This is a genomic window from Pseudomonas entomophila L48, from assembly GCF_000026105.1.
GTDB lineage: Bacteria > Pseudomonadota > Gammaproteobacteria > Pseudomonadales > Pseudomonadaceae > Aquipseudomonas > Aquipseudomonas entomophila.
The window spans coordinates 1,380,001-1,393,604 of the sequence record NC_008027.1 but is presented as its reverse complement, the minus strand read 5'-3'; the positions used below and the strand labels follow the sequence as shown (position 1 = coordinate 1,393,604).

At 63.1% G+C, this 13,604-nt stretch carries 11 protein-coding genes and 2 rRNA genes (1 of these 13 running past the window's edge); 2 read left to right on the top strand and 11 right to left on the bottom strand.

Going from position 1 to position 13,604, the window contains the following annotated elements:
- Positions 1 to 11: 11 nt before the first annotated feature.
- The 4 genes from PSEEN_RS06185 to PSEEN_RS25975 all read right to left on the bottom strand — a co-directional run bounded on the left by PSEEN_RS06185 (position 12) and on the right by PSEEN_RS25975 (position 2,919).
- Positions 12 to 1,046, bottom strand: coding sequence for an alpha/beta hydrolase family protein (locus tag PSEEN_RS06185; RefSeq protein WP_011532627.1), 1,035 nt, complete (start codon positions 1,044 to 1,046; stop codon positions 12 to 14).
- A 31-nt stretch (positions 1,047 to 1,077) separates the two neighbouring features.
- Positions 1,078 to 2,337: a type II toxin-antitoxin system HipA family toxin gene (locus PSEEN_RS06180; protein WP_011532626.1), complete on the bottom strand. Its 1,260-nt coding sequence runs from the start codon at positions 2,335 to 2,337 to the stop codon at positions 1,078 to 1,080.
- Positions 2,330 to 2,647, bottom strand: a complete 318-nt coding sequence (locus PSEEN_RS06175) for a helix-turn-helix domain-containing protein (RefSeq protein WP_044487795.1) — start codon at positions 2,645 to 2,647, stop codon at positions 2,330 to 2,332. The genes PSEEN_RS06180 and PSEEN_RS06175 overlap by 8 nt, the downstream gene beginning before the upstream one ends.
- Positions 2,648 to 2,754: 107 nt before the next feature.
- Positions 2,755 to 2,919 carry a hypothetical protein gene (locus PSEEN_RS25975; protein ID WP_231845295.1) on the bottom strand — a complete coding sequence of 55 codons (165 nt, stop codon included), beginning with the start codon at positions 2,917 to 2,919 and terminating at the stop codon, positions 2,755 to 2,757.
- Positions 2,920 to 3,260: 341 nt separating this feature from the next.
- On the opposite strand from PSEEN_RS25975, the gene PSEEN_RS06170 reads away from it, so the two are divergent.
- Both PSEEN_RS06170 and PSEEN_RS06165 read left to right on the top strand, forming a co-directional pair.
- Positions 3,261 to 4,691, top strand: coding sequence for an L-lactate permease (locus tag PSEEN_RS06170; RefSeq protein WP_011532624.1), 1,431 nt, complete (start codon positions 3,261 to 3,263; stop codon positions 4,689 to 4,691).
- A gap of 17 nt (positions 4,692 to 4,708) precedes the next feature.
- Complete coding sequence (locus PSEEN_RS06165) at positions 4,709 to 6,127, top strand: aminotransferase-like domain-containing protein (protein ID WP_011532623.1); 1,419 nt, start codon at positions 4,709 to 4,711, stop codon at positions 6,125 to 6,127.
- Positions 6,128 to 6,259: 132 nt separating this feature from the next.
- Here PSEEN_RS06165 and PSEEN_RS06160 read toward each other — a convergent pair whose 3' ends face one another.
- From PSEEN_RS06160 to PSEEN_RS06130, 7 genes are all read right to left on the bottom strand, one after another.
- On the bottom strand, positions 6,260 to 7,159 hold the full coding sequence (locus PSEEN_RS06160; protein ID WP_011532622.1) for a LysR family transcriptional regulator: 900 nt from the start codon (positions 7,157 to 7,159) through the stop codon (positions 6,260 to 6,262).
- A 147-nt stretch (positions 7,160 to 7,306) separates the two neighbouring features.
- Positions 7,307 to 9,322: a pyridoxamine 5'-phosphate oxidase family protein gene (locus PSEEN_RS06155; protein WP_011532621.1), complete on the bottom strand. Its 2,016-nt coding sequence runs from the start codon at positions 9,320 to 9,322 to the stop codon at positions 7,307 to 7,309.
- Positions 9,323 to 9,340: 18 nt separating this feature from the next.
- Positions 9,341 to 9,970: a glutathione S-transferase family protein gene (locus PSEEN_RS06150; protein WP_011532620.1), complete on the bottom strand. Its 630-nt coding sequence runs from the start codon at positions 9,968 to 9,970 to the stop codon at positions 9,341 to 9,343.
- 201 nt (positions 9,971 to 10,171) lie between these two features.
- On the bottom strand, positions 10,172 to 10,726 hold the full coding sequence (locus PSEEN_RS06145; protein WP_011532619.1) for a UPF0149 family protein: 555 nt from the start codon (positions 10,724 to 10,726) through the stop codon (positions 10,172 to 10,174).
- A gap of 163 nt (positions 10,727 to 10,889) precedes the next feature.
- Positions 10,890 to 12,533 carry an acetolactate synthase large subunit gene (locus tag PSEEN_RS06140; protein ID WP_011532618.1) on the bottom strand — a complete coding sequence of 548 codons (1,644 nt, stop codon included), beginning with the start codon at positions 12,531 to 12,533 and terminating at the stop codon, positions 10,890 to 10,892.
- 366 nt (positions 12,534 to 12,899) lie between these two features.
- Positions 12,900 to 13,015: ribosomal RNA gene (gene rrf / locus PSEEN_RS06135) — 5S ribosomal RNA — on the bottom strand.
- A gap of 133 nt (positions 13,016 to 13,148) precedes the next feature.
- Positions 13,149 to 13,604: ribosomal RNA gene (locus PSEEN_RS06130) — 23S ribosomal RNA — on the bottom strand; it runs 2,437 nt beyond the window's last position.

Sequence of the window (13,604 nt, the reverse complement as noted above, 5' to 3'; positions counted from 1 at the left end):
ATCATCACTCGTCAGCTACGAAATGACTGCCCCAGAAACTCGGTAATCAACGAAGCAATCTGCTGCTGGATCAACGCCCGCGGCCGTGCGTTCTCACCATCCCGGCAAATAACGCCATCCCCTGGCGCGTCTTCTTCAAGCAACGCCACCGCGCCAGGCTTGCACATCGACAGGAAGCTGAAGTGGCTGGCGTCCTCGATCTCGACATAACGACTGGTCGCCGGGGGCAAGCGCTTGGCCAGGTCGGCGGACTCCAGCTGTGCCGGGAGGTCTTCAGAGGGGGCGCCGGCCGCGATCACCAGTGCCGGCACCGGCAACGCCGCCAGGCTTTCAGTGGTCATGCCGCGTGACAGGCCCAGGTCCAAGGTCACGATGGCCGTAACTCGTTTGTCACTCAGGTCGCCACCCAGCCGGGCTTTCGCTGCCGCGTCAGGGTTGGCCTGTTTGTAGACGCCACAACTGGCCAACTGCGGATGGGCCTTGCAGTCCTGGGCAAACCGTTCGGGATCGAACCGCGACCCGGCGATTTCCAGGGCGGTCCAACCACCCAGTGAATGCCCCACCACTGCAATCTGTTGCTTCGCCACCGCCCCAAACCGATCCGGCTGAGCCTGGACCGCATCGATGGCCCGTTGCAGGTCCATGGGGCGCTGCCACAACTGGGCAGCGGCTTCAGGGTCGCGATTGCGGGTGGTCGTGCCCGGGTGGTTGACCGCCGCCACTATGTAACCCCGTTGCACCAGTGCAGTAGCCAGCCATGACTGGTTGCCCCAGTTACCGCGAAAACCGTGGGAAAGCACCACCAATGGATGCGCGCCTGGGGCCGGTGGCGCATCACGCACGGCGAGGTCACCGACAAACACTGGTGTATCCGCGATCAACTGCGGCGTGGCAGTGGTTGTACTCGGGTACCAGACGACCAGTTCCAACGGGCGATCCTTTTGCCCGTCCGAGAGCGTAGAGGTCTGGAAACCGATGGGATTATCGCCCGCGAAGGCAGGTAGGTTCAGACAGATAAGAAACAAGAAGCCGAGCATTGTTTTCATTGTTTTTCGTCCTTGAAAGGGTCTGCATCGATCAGCGCAGCAGGGCAATGTTCTCGTCGATCCGGCCCTGCACAGTGCGCAATGTATCCGGGCTGATCATGCGCGGGTAGTGCTGCTCGGCCAACGCGGTGAACTGGCCGGCCACCGTGCAGAAACGCTCGATGAGCGCCCCCGCCGTGGCTGGGGGGATTTCCGCCTCATGGGCCAGCGCCAGCATCGCGGTGCGATCGATCGCCAGGGCCTCCCCCATCACATCCATCTGGTGATAACCCCCCGGCCCTTCGCAAAAGGTCACATCGTAGGCCGGCGCCAGCGTCCATTGCCCGGTGCGCGACATCAGGTAGGCGAAATTCTTGGGATGGTCGTCGCGGTTGTTGAAGGCCACGTTGAACAGCGCACGCTCGAAGGCACGTGCTTTCGAGCGCAGGTCGTTGGTGCACAGATGGGTAGCCCGCAGGAAATTCACATAGTCCAGCGCACCCGGCGAGCGGAAGTCCGCACCGGTGAACGCCGCCAGGCTTTGCATGGGCACACGTAGCTCGCCTTGTCGATCGAAGCGCTTGCTGGCAAAGGCCGCCAACCCGTTGGGCAGGCTGAAATGCTGGGTATCCGGTGTCGGGATGCCGCACAGCCGCAGGCACTCGGCGTAGACCATCTCGATGGCGCAGACTTCGGCATGCTCTTCCCGGGCGGGGAACTTGATCAGCCAGGCTTCAAGCCCTGGCTTGGCCACAGTGGTGAAGGCTCCGGTATGTGGGTCGCGATACACCAGCGCCTTGGGCCTCGCACCTTGCGGGGAACCGCCTACCAACAGCAGCTGTTGCAGGAACGCGCCACCCTCCCCTTTGAGCACCTCCTGCACCTCGGCCGCCAGTCGATCAAGGGGGATGTGGTCTTGCGGAACCAGACCTTCAGGGGCCACCGGCTCGAACGACATGGCCCCCATCGCGTTACCACCGATGTACGCCAGCCGCTCCAGCGGGCCTATGCGGGCAACATTCAGGCCGCGACGCTTGAACAGCCGATCCATCAGCAGCATGCCCCAGCCGTCCGGCAGCGCGTCATAGACTGGCCCTGGCACACCGGCCTGATGCTCGGGAAAACCTCGACGCAGCGCATCGCCTTGCAGGGGCAGCAAATGGGAGGACAGCTCGAAGCCCCGCTCCCTCGCCTCGGTACTGTATTCGAAGAGAACCTGTGGGCGCCGATTCACCGCAGTGGAGGCTGCCAGTGTTCCCCAGAGCCAGCGCTCGCCCCAGCCCTCGTAGTACACACGCACTTTTTCAGGCATCGCCGTGCTTTCTCCGGATGCGTTGACGCTTGGCGCCCGCTTCATAGCGTTGCAGGTCTGCAAGGCTGTCCAGCTTGGGCAGGAACAGGTTCTCCAACTCCTTGGCACGCCCCAGCACCATCGCCACCCGCACCAGGTTCTCGAAGCCTACGCTTCGCCCGGCTTCCAGGTTGGAGACGGTGTTGGTGGCTATGCCAGCCCGCCCCGCCACGTCGGCCTGGGTCATCTGTTGCGCCAGGCGCTCGGTGCGAAGACGCTCGCAGAGGCGTTTGACGATCTCACTGGGCTTGCTGAAGCTTAAATCCAACATAATGAGACTTAACCTGATAAACAATACTTAAATCACAAATTATAGGCTTTATTGATCGGAATGCTTAGAAGTTAACTCCTAAATTATTGTACTAAAACAGGTAACCGTCACTTCGCACACTCGATCACCCCCGGCTTCTCGGCAATCCAGTCATACAACCGCTGCGCAGTCCGGTTGGTCTTCTGGGTATGCCAGTGCCGCCGGTCGCACTGCTGCCGCCGCCCCAGCCCGTCGCGCCGATGACCGCCGCCCGAACGCTGCAGGACGGGCATGACGCCTCCATCGCAGGGCTTGCCTGAAGATGCTGTGGTCAGGGCGGCACGCGGAATGGGAATTGATCCTGCATGCAAGTAGTACGGACAAAACCCGTGCGGAATGTGACCAGAATGTCCGATCCACGCAATGCCTCGGATTACAGGCATTAACGGTCAATATCGCAGTCAGTGCCCAGAAATCCAGGCATTGGCCTGAGAGGAGGTCCGAGCAGGTGGCTCCAATGCCACAAGCCCCGGGGCTGTATTGAAAAACCTCTCCCCCCTGTATCTATTGCAATCTCTCCGTTCCCTCCACCATCCCTTCCACACTCCCCCGGATGGCTGAAGGAACCCGCATCATGGCTGCCCTGCTGCTGCAAATGTCCCCCATTGGCCTGGTGATCGCCCTGATCCTGCTGCTGCGCCGCCCGCCCGTGCAGGCCGCGCTGGCCGGCGTGGCCGGTGTCCTGCTGCTGTGGGGCCTGGGCGCCGCGCAGCCGCTGTCGGCGGCGGTGTCCGGCGCCATCCTGCAAGACACGCTGATCCTGTTCCTCAGTACCGCCTGCGTGATCGTCCCAGGGCTGGCCTTTGTCATCCTCGTCGAACGCGCCAACGCGCCGCAGGCGATCGGCGCCTGGGTGCGGGAGCTGGGCTGGACGCCACCGATGCAGGTGATTTTCATCGTGCTGGGCCTGGCGCCGCTGCTGGAGGCGATGACCGGGTTCGGGGTGTCACTGATCGCCACGGTGCCCCTGCTGATGGGGCTGTTTTCGCGCCAGGTCGGTATGAAAATGGCCCTGGCCGGCATGGTGGTGATGCCCTGGGGCACCCTTGGGTTGGCCACGGTGATCGGCGCGCTGCTGGCCCATGTGCCGGCGCAGGAACTGGGCAGCCATTCGGCGCTGGTAAGTGCACCGGTGTTCCTCGGCCTGGCCGCCGTGGCGCTGGTGCTGGCGGGGATTCGCAGCCTTCAGGCATGGCTGGGGCTGGCGCTGATTGCGCTGCTGTTCAGCACGGTGCTGTATGCGGCCAACCGTTGGATCGGGCCGGAAGCTTCGGGCGTCCTGGCCGGGCTGGCAGTGGCCAGCGTGGGGTTGGGCGTTTCCTGGGCACGGCGTGGGGTACTGGTGCGCTGGCCGCAGGCAGCATGGCCGTACCTGGCCTTGCTAGCCGTGATCATTGCGTCGCGAGGGCTGTTCCTGCTGTCGGGGTGGGACGGGCTATGGGTGGTGCATGGCACCAACGTGTCGTGGAAGCCACTGGCGTCGCCGGGGCTGGCCTTGCTGCTGGTGGTCCTGCTGATGATCGGGCGTCAAGGCGCGGGCTTCCCATGGCAAGCGCTGGTCAATCGAGCACGGTTCCCGGTGGCGACGATCTTCCTGTTCCTGCTGTTGTCGCAGGTGATGGTCAAGGCCGGTTTCCTGGTCGAGGCGCAACGGGCATTGCAGGCGCTGTCCGGCGTGTCGCTGGCCTCGACGGTGTCGCTGCTGGCCGGGCTGGCCGGCTATGTCACCGGCTCCAATGTCGGCGGCAACACGCTGGTGATGCCCTCCGTCGCGGCGCTGTCCACTGTCCAGGGGCCGTGGCTGGCGGCGATGGTCAACAGCGCCGCCGGGCATGGCGCATTGGGCTCGTTGTCGATCCTGTCGTTGATCATCGGGCTGGCCGGGGCCAACCGTGAGGAAGAGCACGGGCTGATCCGCTTCGGCTTTGCCCTGGTGCTGCTGAATATCGTCATCGTGGCTGCAACCGGCGTGGTTTTGCTCTACCTTTCGGGAGCCTCCGCCTGACTCGACACAAGGCCCCCATGGACCGGAACCCCAAACCCGACAAACGCTGGCACACCGTCAACGCCTGGCTGCTGCGCCAGATCGACAGCGGCGAATGGCCCTGCGGCACGCAACTGCCCTCGGTGCGCGAGCTGGCGCGGCTGTTCGATAGCAGCATCGCCACCGTGCAACGGGCCCTGGCGGAGCTGGAAGCCAATGCCTACGTGCAGGCCACGCCGCGAATCGGTTATTTCGTCGCCAAGGGCGCGGCCCAGGTGCAGGGCTTCGACCTGGCCAGTGTCACGGTCAACGTCAACCACGCGGTGGTCGCAATGCTCGCCCAGGCGGCCAGCAATACCAGACTTTCGTTGAGTTCGGCGGTACTGCATGACGAGCTCACGCCCCAGGTGCTGCTTAACAAGTGCCTGGCGACGTTGGCTGCCAAGGCCGACCAACCATTGGCTGGCCTGATCGCACCACCGGGCCTGGCCTCGCTGCGCCGGCGCATCGCTGGGCTGATGCTGCAACGCGGCGTGGCCTGCGGCCCGGACGACATCCTGGTGACTTCGGGTGACACCGTGGCCCTGGAGCTGGCCCTCGAAGCCGTCGCCCGGCCAGGGGCCACGGTGGCCATCGAGACGCCCACCTATTACGGCATCCTGCAGACCATCGAACGCCTGGGGATGCGCGCCCTGCCCATCCGCACCCACGCCGGCAGCGGCATGGACCTCGACCACCTGGAATGGGCCCTCAAGCGCAGGAAGGTCGATGTGGTCTTCCTCAACCCGACGCTGCAGAACCCGCGGGGCTTCATCATGCCCGACGCGGCACGGGCGCGGCTCTCACAACTGACGCAGGCAGCGGATGTGCCGATCATCGAGGACGATATCTTCTTCGACCTGGTGGACGAAGCGCAGCGCGTCAAAGCGATCAAGCACTACGACACCACCGGGCAGACGATCTATTGCTCGTCGTTCTCCAAGACCGTGGCGCCGGGGTACCGGGTGGGCTGGTGCGTGGCGGGACGGTATCGGGATGCGATCCTGGCCCAGCTGTTTTCGCGCAACCTGGCGGTGTCGAGCCTGGCCCAGCGGGTGCTGGATGAGTTTATCGGCCGGGGGTACATGGAGGAGCACTGCGCGAAGCTGCGTGGGCGGCTGGCGGCGCAGGCCGAGGTGATGGAGACGCTGGTGCGGTCGGCGTTTCCAGCGGGGACGCGGTATGTGGCGCCTCGGGGCGGCTTCATACACTGGCTCGAATTACCGCAAGGGACGGACATGGTTGCCCTGCAACGCCTTGCGGCGGAGCGTGGCTGCAATGTGGGCGCCAGCGGGATGTTCTTTGCCGATGGGGAAAGTGGCTCTGGGTTGCGGGTGTGCCTGGGGCGGGTGATCACGCCGGAGGTGATGCGCGGGTTGAGGGTGCTGGCCGATTGCGCTGCACTTTCAAGTTCTTGATTGCACTTGAGGCCCTTGGGGCCGCTACGCGACCCTTTCGCGACACAAGGCCGCTCCCACAGGAGCATGTATTCCTCTGTGGGAGCGGCCTTGTGTCGCGAAAGGGCTGCGTAGCAGCCCCAGTCTTGAGAATCAGGCCAGATGCGACTGACTACGCAGATGCTCGGCCAGCATGTCGATGAAGGTGCGCACCTTGGTCGAGCCGTATTTGCTCTCGCGATGCAGGATATGGATCGGCCACGGCGCCTCCTCGTACTCGGCCAGGATCACCTGCAGGCGCCCAGCCGCCACTTCATCCGCCACTTGGTAGGACAGCAACCGTGCAATTCCGAGCCCGGCGCTGGCCGCGGCGATGGCGGCGTCGTTGCTGGTCACGGTCAGTCGCGGCTTCATGCGGATCAGGGTTGGATCGTCGATGGCGCCGAAACGCCAGTCCGTACGCGGTGACAATGTGCCAGCCGCGATGACCTCGTGCCGCTGCAACTCCGAGGGATGGCGCGGCGTGCCGTGGCGTTCGAGGTACTCGGGCGAGGCGCATAGCAGCCGGCGCATCTTGCCCACGCGCAATGCCTTGAGGCCGGAATCCGGTAGCTGGCCGATGCGCACGGCGACGTCCATGCCCTCCTCCACCAGGTTCACCACGCGGTCGAGGAAATAGGCCGACACGTCCACCTCGGGGTACTGCTGCAGGTAGCGAACAATGCACGGCATGACGAACTTCTTGCCGAACAGGATCGGCGCGGTCACCGCCAGGTCGCCCTTGGGCGCGGCGTTGATGCCGGCGGCGGCTTCGTTGGCTTCGACGATGCTGGCGAGGATGTGCCGGGTATCTTCCAGGTAGCGGCCACCGGCCTCGGTCAGGCGTACGCTGCGGGTGGTGCGCAGCAGCAGCTTGACCCCGAGTTGCTCTTCCAGTGCGCTGACCGCGCGGGTTACCGCCGCCGGTGAGATGGCCAGACGACGCGCAGCGGCGGCGAAGCTTTCCAGCTCTCCTACGGCGACGAAGACCTTCATGAGGTGGATCTGGTCCATGCGGGCTCCTGGGCCTCGGGGGTGCGGGCATTATCTGTCATGACACGGTTTTTTGCTGCCTTCACCGGCCCTTTCGCCGGCAAGCCGGCTCCTACGAAAGCACCGCAATCCCTGTAGGAGCCGGCCTTGCCGGCGAATGGGCCCACCTTACAACTCCAGCACCAGCACGTTGGCCCCCTCCTGCGCTTGCGCGGGCACAGCGCAGCAAATCAAGGCAAAACCTTCATCAGGCAGTTCAACAGGTGGATTGGGGTAGTGCACCTGGCCACTCAGCAGCTTTGTCCTGCAGGTGCCACAGGAACCGCCCCGGCAACTGAAGTCTGGCGCCAAGCCCCGACTTTCCGCCAACTCCAGCAAAGTACCACTGCCTGGTGCCCAACGCGCCTCCTTGGCGGAGCTGGCGAAATGCACGGGTACCGGTTCGGTGGCGGGCGGAGGTTGTCGCAGCGTAGGCTGGTTGTCGTCGGTGTGTCGGCGCAGGGTCGAGGGGCCGAAGGCTTCGGCGTGGATACGGGCGTCGGGCACATGCACGCCGCGCAGGCCTTCATACAGGTCCTGAGTGAAGCTGGCCGGGCCGCACAGATAGAAGTCATAGTCGTCTAACGCCAGCGTGGCTTTGATCTGCCCAATGCCCAGGCGGCTGGCAAACGCATAGTCGCGCCCGGGCACGGCCTGGGGTTCGGGCTGGCTCAGGGCGCGATGAATGCTCAACAGGCCATTGGCTTGTTGCTGGAGTGCGGCAAGCTCCTGCTGGAACGGCAGGTCGGCCAGTGTGCGCCCGCCCTGGAACAGATGGATTCGCCGCCCCTGCCCCTTGGCCAATTGCTCGCGGAGCATGGCGATCAATGGGGTGATGCCGACACCCGCGCCGATCAGCACCAGAGGCCGGTCACTCTGCAGATCCAGGGTGAAGCTGCCCATGGGCTGGCGCACTTCCAAATGATCGCCGACCTTCACCTGTTGATGCAGATACCGTGACGCCGGCCCCTGCGCCTTGACGCTGATCCGCAGGAAGCCATCGGACGGTGCGCTGGAAAGACTGTAGGTACGGATCAGCGGCGTCTGCCCATTGATCCGCAGACGCACGGGAATATGCTGGCCTGGCGCGAAGGCAACCGGAACACCTTCCTCGGACTGCAGGTAGTACGAGCGAATATCGCGGCTCTCCTGCTCGATGCGCAGCACTCGCCATGCCAGCCATTGGTGCTGCCTCGCGCGCTGTTGCAGACGCTGCTCGGCCTCGGCCCAGGTGCCGGTCATCAAGCTGGTGGGCGCATACGCCTGGAAAGCCCAACGCAATGAAACAGCGGCCGGACGAAACACCACCTGCTCGATATCCAGGGTCCAGATCCGCTCGGCGCCTACGAAGGCGCTGATCAGCGGGCTGTCGAGAATAACCTCGGTACGCCCGCAAACCTGTAATACATCGCCGGTGCTGAAATCGACGAACAACAGTCCGGCAACCGGGTTCACCAGCAAATTGCCGAGGGTGTTGAAATGCAGGTTGCCAGCGTAATCGGGAATGCTCAGGCGATTACCCTCCACCCTGACGAAACCGGGCCGGCCACCGCGGTGAGATACGTCCACCGAGCGCTGTGCACCGTCCTGATCGACGTAACTGGCGACAAAGAAGGTGTCGGCGTTTTCGATCATGGCGCGCGTCGTGGTATCGAGGGTGGCCGAATCCCAACGCCCCTGCGGCGGCTCGTCGACACGGGTGTAATCGCGCAGCTGGATGTACTGCGGGCAGTTGCCGAACGACTGCTCGACCTGCACCTCCAGCTGGTCGCCACTTGCCCGTCTGATCAAGCCATTGAGCCGATTGCGCCGCCGTGTATGCAGTTCAATCCCCAACAGGCCGATGGCACCACCGGTCACCAGGCCCGGCGTCGCTGGATCATCACCAGCGAGATTAGTGCCGATCATCAATTGCCGTGGATCGGGCGAGCTGACGAAGCCTTCCGGACCTTCGAGCAGCGTCGCCCAAGGCTTGCCCTGCGCATCTACCGCACCAGCCACCATGAACGGCAACTGGTGATAGAAGGCCCGATGCTGGTCGGGCATGTAGTCGCGGATGACCTTCTGGCCGAACACCTCCATGCGCTCGGCGACACCGACGTGCTCCTGCAGCTGTTTTTCACCTGCATGCCAGGGCGATCGCATGGCGGCATTCCTCAAGGCTCAGAGGGTGGTTTGCAAGCCGATGACCGTGCGGGGCATGGGCACGAAGCCTGGCAACGCCTCGATTCGGGCCAGCCAGGCGCGCACGTTGGGGTACGGCTCCAGCGACACGTTGCCTTCCGGCGCGTGGGCAATGTACGAGTAGTGGGCGATGTCGGCGATGGTCGCCTGGTCACCGACCAGGAATGGACCCTTGGCCAGCTCGGCATCGACCACCTTGAGTAGGGTGTGGGCACGGCCGATGACTTCATCGGTGTTGAACGAGGCGCCGAACACGGTCACCAAGCGCGCGGCGGCGGGGCCAAAGGCCAGTGGGCCGGCGGCCGCCGAAAGCCAGCGTTGTACGCGGGCGGCACCGACCGGGTCCTCCGGCAACCAGCGCTCACCACCGTAAGCTTTGGCGAGGTAGACCAGAATGGCGTTGGAGTCGGCGATAACGATGCCGTTGTCATCGATCACCGGCACTTGGCCGAAGGGGTTCAGGGCAAGGAAATCAGGCTGCTTGTGGGCGCCCTTGGCCAGGTCGACGAAGACCAGTTCGGTGGGCAGTTCGAGCAGCGACAGCATCAGCTCGATACGGTGGGCGTGGCCGGACTTGGGGAAGTTGTAGAGCTTGATCGGGCTTGGCATGTTCTGGGCTCCGGGTCAGCGCCGGGAGTGGCGCTGCTGGGGAACATGCTGCACTGGATCGACTGACAGCAGAATGGGCGCTGAGAGCAATCCAGTATTTCGCCGGGAGGAATAATTGATTGCCTGTACCGGCCCATTCGCCGGCAAGCCGGCTCCTACAGGGGATTCACGGTAGGAGCCGGCTTGCCGGCGAATGCGATTTCAATGCCTCTGCCGCTTCTGATACAGGTACAACCCACGCGCCGCCTCGACCACCAGCGGCACGCAAGCCTGGTGCTCATCGAAGCTCATCGCGTCCAGCAACTCGAAGTTGTCTTCCAGGCCATGCAGGGAAATTGCCTTGAGCAGACGATCCTGCTCAGGCGGCAGTTCGCTCCATTCGGCTACCTGAGTGCCGCGCATGTAGCCGAAGCACCACTCCTCAAGAATGATCGCCGCTCCATCTTCATTTTCGCTTTCCTCGAACAGGGGTTCGAAATGGTCGAGATTATCGGACAGCTCTTCCGCTACCTGACTGGCATAGCGCAGCATCAACGCAGTGTAGGCCTCTTCATGGGCAGGCTTCTTGAACTTGGGGACCTTGCCTCCTGCGACAGCGGGCAGCCATTGCTCGGGCTTGACCGTGTTCGGGGAACTGGCCAAGGCGGTGAAGAAGCCATTGAGTTCAGCCAGGTTGAGCACCGAATAATCGTTGCCGTAAGTGATCAGCAGGTCTTCGAGGCGGTCGAGTTCTTTTTCGCTGAGCGCGGGGAGCATGGCGGGTGTCCTAGGGCGGAAATTTGGGTGCACCCTAGCACATGGGGGAAGGCATTGAGGGAAATGTAACCAGAACAAAAGCAATCGCGGGACCAGCCCGCTCCTACAGGTGTTGTGCAATCCCTGTAGGAGCGGGCTTGTCCCGCGATAGGGCCGTCAGCCGTCAGACCGCCAGCGCGCGCTCACGCAGCTCGCTGTTGAGGATGCGGTCGTTCTCGCTGTAGTCCACCGGGCAGTCGATCACGTGCACGCCTGGGGTCTTGATGCAGTGCTCGAGCAGCGGCAGGAAGCCCTCGGCGCTTTCCACGCGGTGGCCATTTGCACCATAGGCTTCGGCGTACTTGACGAAGTCCGGGTTGCCGTAGTCCAGGCCGAAATCGGTGAAGCCCATGTTGGCCTGCTTCCAGCGGATCATGCCGTAGCCATCGTCACGCAGGATCACCACGGTGATGTGCATGCCCAGGCGTACCGCGGTTTCCAGCTCCTGACTGTTCATCATGAAACCACCGTCGCCGCACACGGAAATGACCGGGCGGTCCGGGTAGACCAGGTGCGAGGCCATGGCCGAAGGCAGGCCGGCGCCCATGGTCGCCAGGGCGTTGTCCAGCAGCACAGTGTTGGGCTTGTGCGCCTTGTAGTTGCGGGCGAACCAGATCTTGTAGATACCGTTGTCCAGGGCGACGATGCCTTCGGACGGCAGGGCACGACGGATGTCGGCGACCATGCGCTGCGGGTAGACCGGGAAGCGGTTGTCATCGGCGCCTTCGACGATCTGCGCTTCGTTCGCTTCACGGATGGCCATCAGGCGGGTGAAATCCCAGTGGCTGGTGTCGGTCAGCGCTTCGCTGATCTGCCACACGGCGTTGGCGATGTCGCCAATTACTTCCACCTGCGGGAAGTACACGGCATCCACCTCGGCCGAGCGGAAGCTCACGTGGATCACTTCGGTACCGCCACGCACCATGAAGAACGGCGGCTTCTCGATCACGTCGTGGCCGATGTTGACGATCAGGTCGGCGGCTTCGACGGCGCGGTGAACGAAGTCACCGGAGGACAGCGCGGCGTTGCCCAGGAAGCGCGGGTGGCGCTCGTCGACCACACCTTTACCCATCTGGGTGGTGATGAACGGGATGCCGGTCTTGTCGATCAGTTGCTTGAGAACCTTGGCGGTCATCTTGCGGTTGGCGCCGGCGCCGATCACCAGGATCGGGTTGCGGGCGTTCTGCAGTTTCTGCACGGCGGCTTCGATGGCCACGTGCTCGGCCAGCGGGCGACGGTGCAGGCTGCGCGGGATCGGCAGTGCGTCGGTCTGCTCGGCGGCGATGTCTTCCGGCAGTTCCAGGTGCACGGCGCCCGGCTTCTCTTCTTCCGCCAGGCGGAAGGCTTCACGCATGCGCGCGGGGATGTTGTCGGCCGAGGCGAACTGGTGGGTGTACTTGGTGATGGGGTCCATCATGCCGCACACGTCGATGATCTGGAAACGGCCTTGTTTCGACTTCTTGATCGGCTTCTGGCCGGTGATCATCATCATCGGCATGCCGCCCAGGTAGGCGTAGGCGCTGGCGGTCACCAGGTTGGTCGCGCCAGGGCCGAGGGTCGACAGGCTGACGCCGGTCTTGCCGGTCAGGCGGCCGTAGGTGGCGGCCATGAAGCCCGCGGATTGTTCGTGGCGGGTCAGTACCAGCTTGATCTTCGATTTGCGCAGGGACTCGAGCAGGTCGAGGTTCTCCTCGCCGGGGATGCCGAACACATACTCGACACCTTCGTTTTCCAGGCATTGCACAACGACATCGGCGGCCTTGGCCATCTTGCTTCTAACCTCAAGTAATAGGACGGTGAAAGTCCAGAAATGCGCAGCACGGTACGCTGGCATCGCTCGGTCCGGGTGCCAGGTTTGCCCCGAACCTAAGCCTTGACGCAGGGTAGGTACGGGGAAGTCACGTCATTTGGCGGCAATATTGTCGCACCTCTGACGTCGCACGGTGAGCGGGCCGACGAGCAAAACACATTTGCCTGTAGGAGCCGGCTTGCCGGCGAAGGCCGCACCGCGGTGATAGGCACCGGCGATGCCGGTGTTCGCCGGCAAGGCAGGCTCCTACAGAGGGCGCGTGTTTCTTGGGCGCAAAGACAAAACCCCTACCTGCATGCGCAGATAGGGGTTTTGCGAAATGAATCTTGACGATGACCTACTCTCACATGGGGAAACCCCACACTACCATCGGCGATGCATCGTTTCACTGCTGAGTTCGGGATGGGATCAGGTGGTTCCAATGCTCTATGGTCGTCAAGAAATTCTGTTGCCAGAAGATCCAGATGGATACTCCAGCGAATTCGGATATGTGATTTGTGATGTTGCGAACTTTCGGTTCTTTCGTCTTCACCACCACAATCTGCGTTCATGTGCAGATTGCTTGGGTGTTATATGGTCAAGCCTCACGGGCAATTAGTATTGGTTAGCTCAACGCCTCACAGCGCTTACACACCCAACCTATCAACGTCGTAGTCTTCGACGGCCCTTCAGGGAGCTCAAGGCTCCAGTGAGATCTCATCTTGAGGCAAGTTTCCCGCTTAGATGCTTTCAGCGGTTATCTCTTCCGAACATAGCTACCCGGCAATGCCACTGGCGTGACAACCGGAACACCAGAGGTTCGTCCACTCCGGTCCTCTCGTACTAGGAGCAGCCCCTCTCAAATCTCAAACGTCCACGGCAGATAGGGACCGAACTGTCTCACGACGTTCTAAACCCAGCTCGCGTACCACTTTAAATGGCGAACAGCCATACCCTTGGGACCGGCTTCAGCCCCAGGATGTGATGAGCCGACATCGAGGTGCCAAACACCGCCGTCGATATGAACTCTTGGGCGGTATCAGCCTGTTA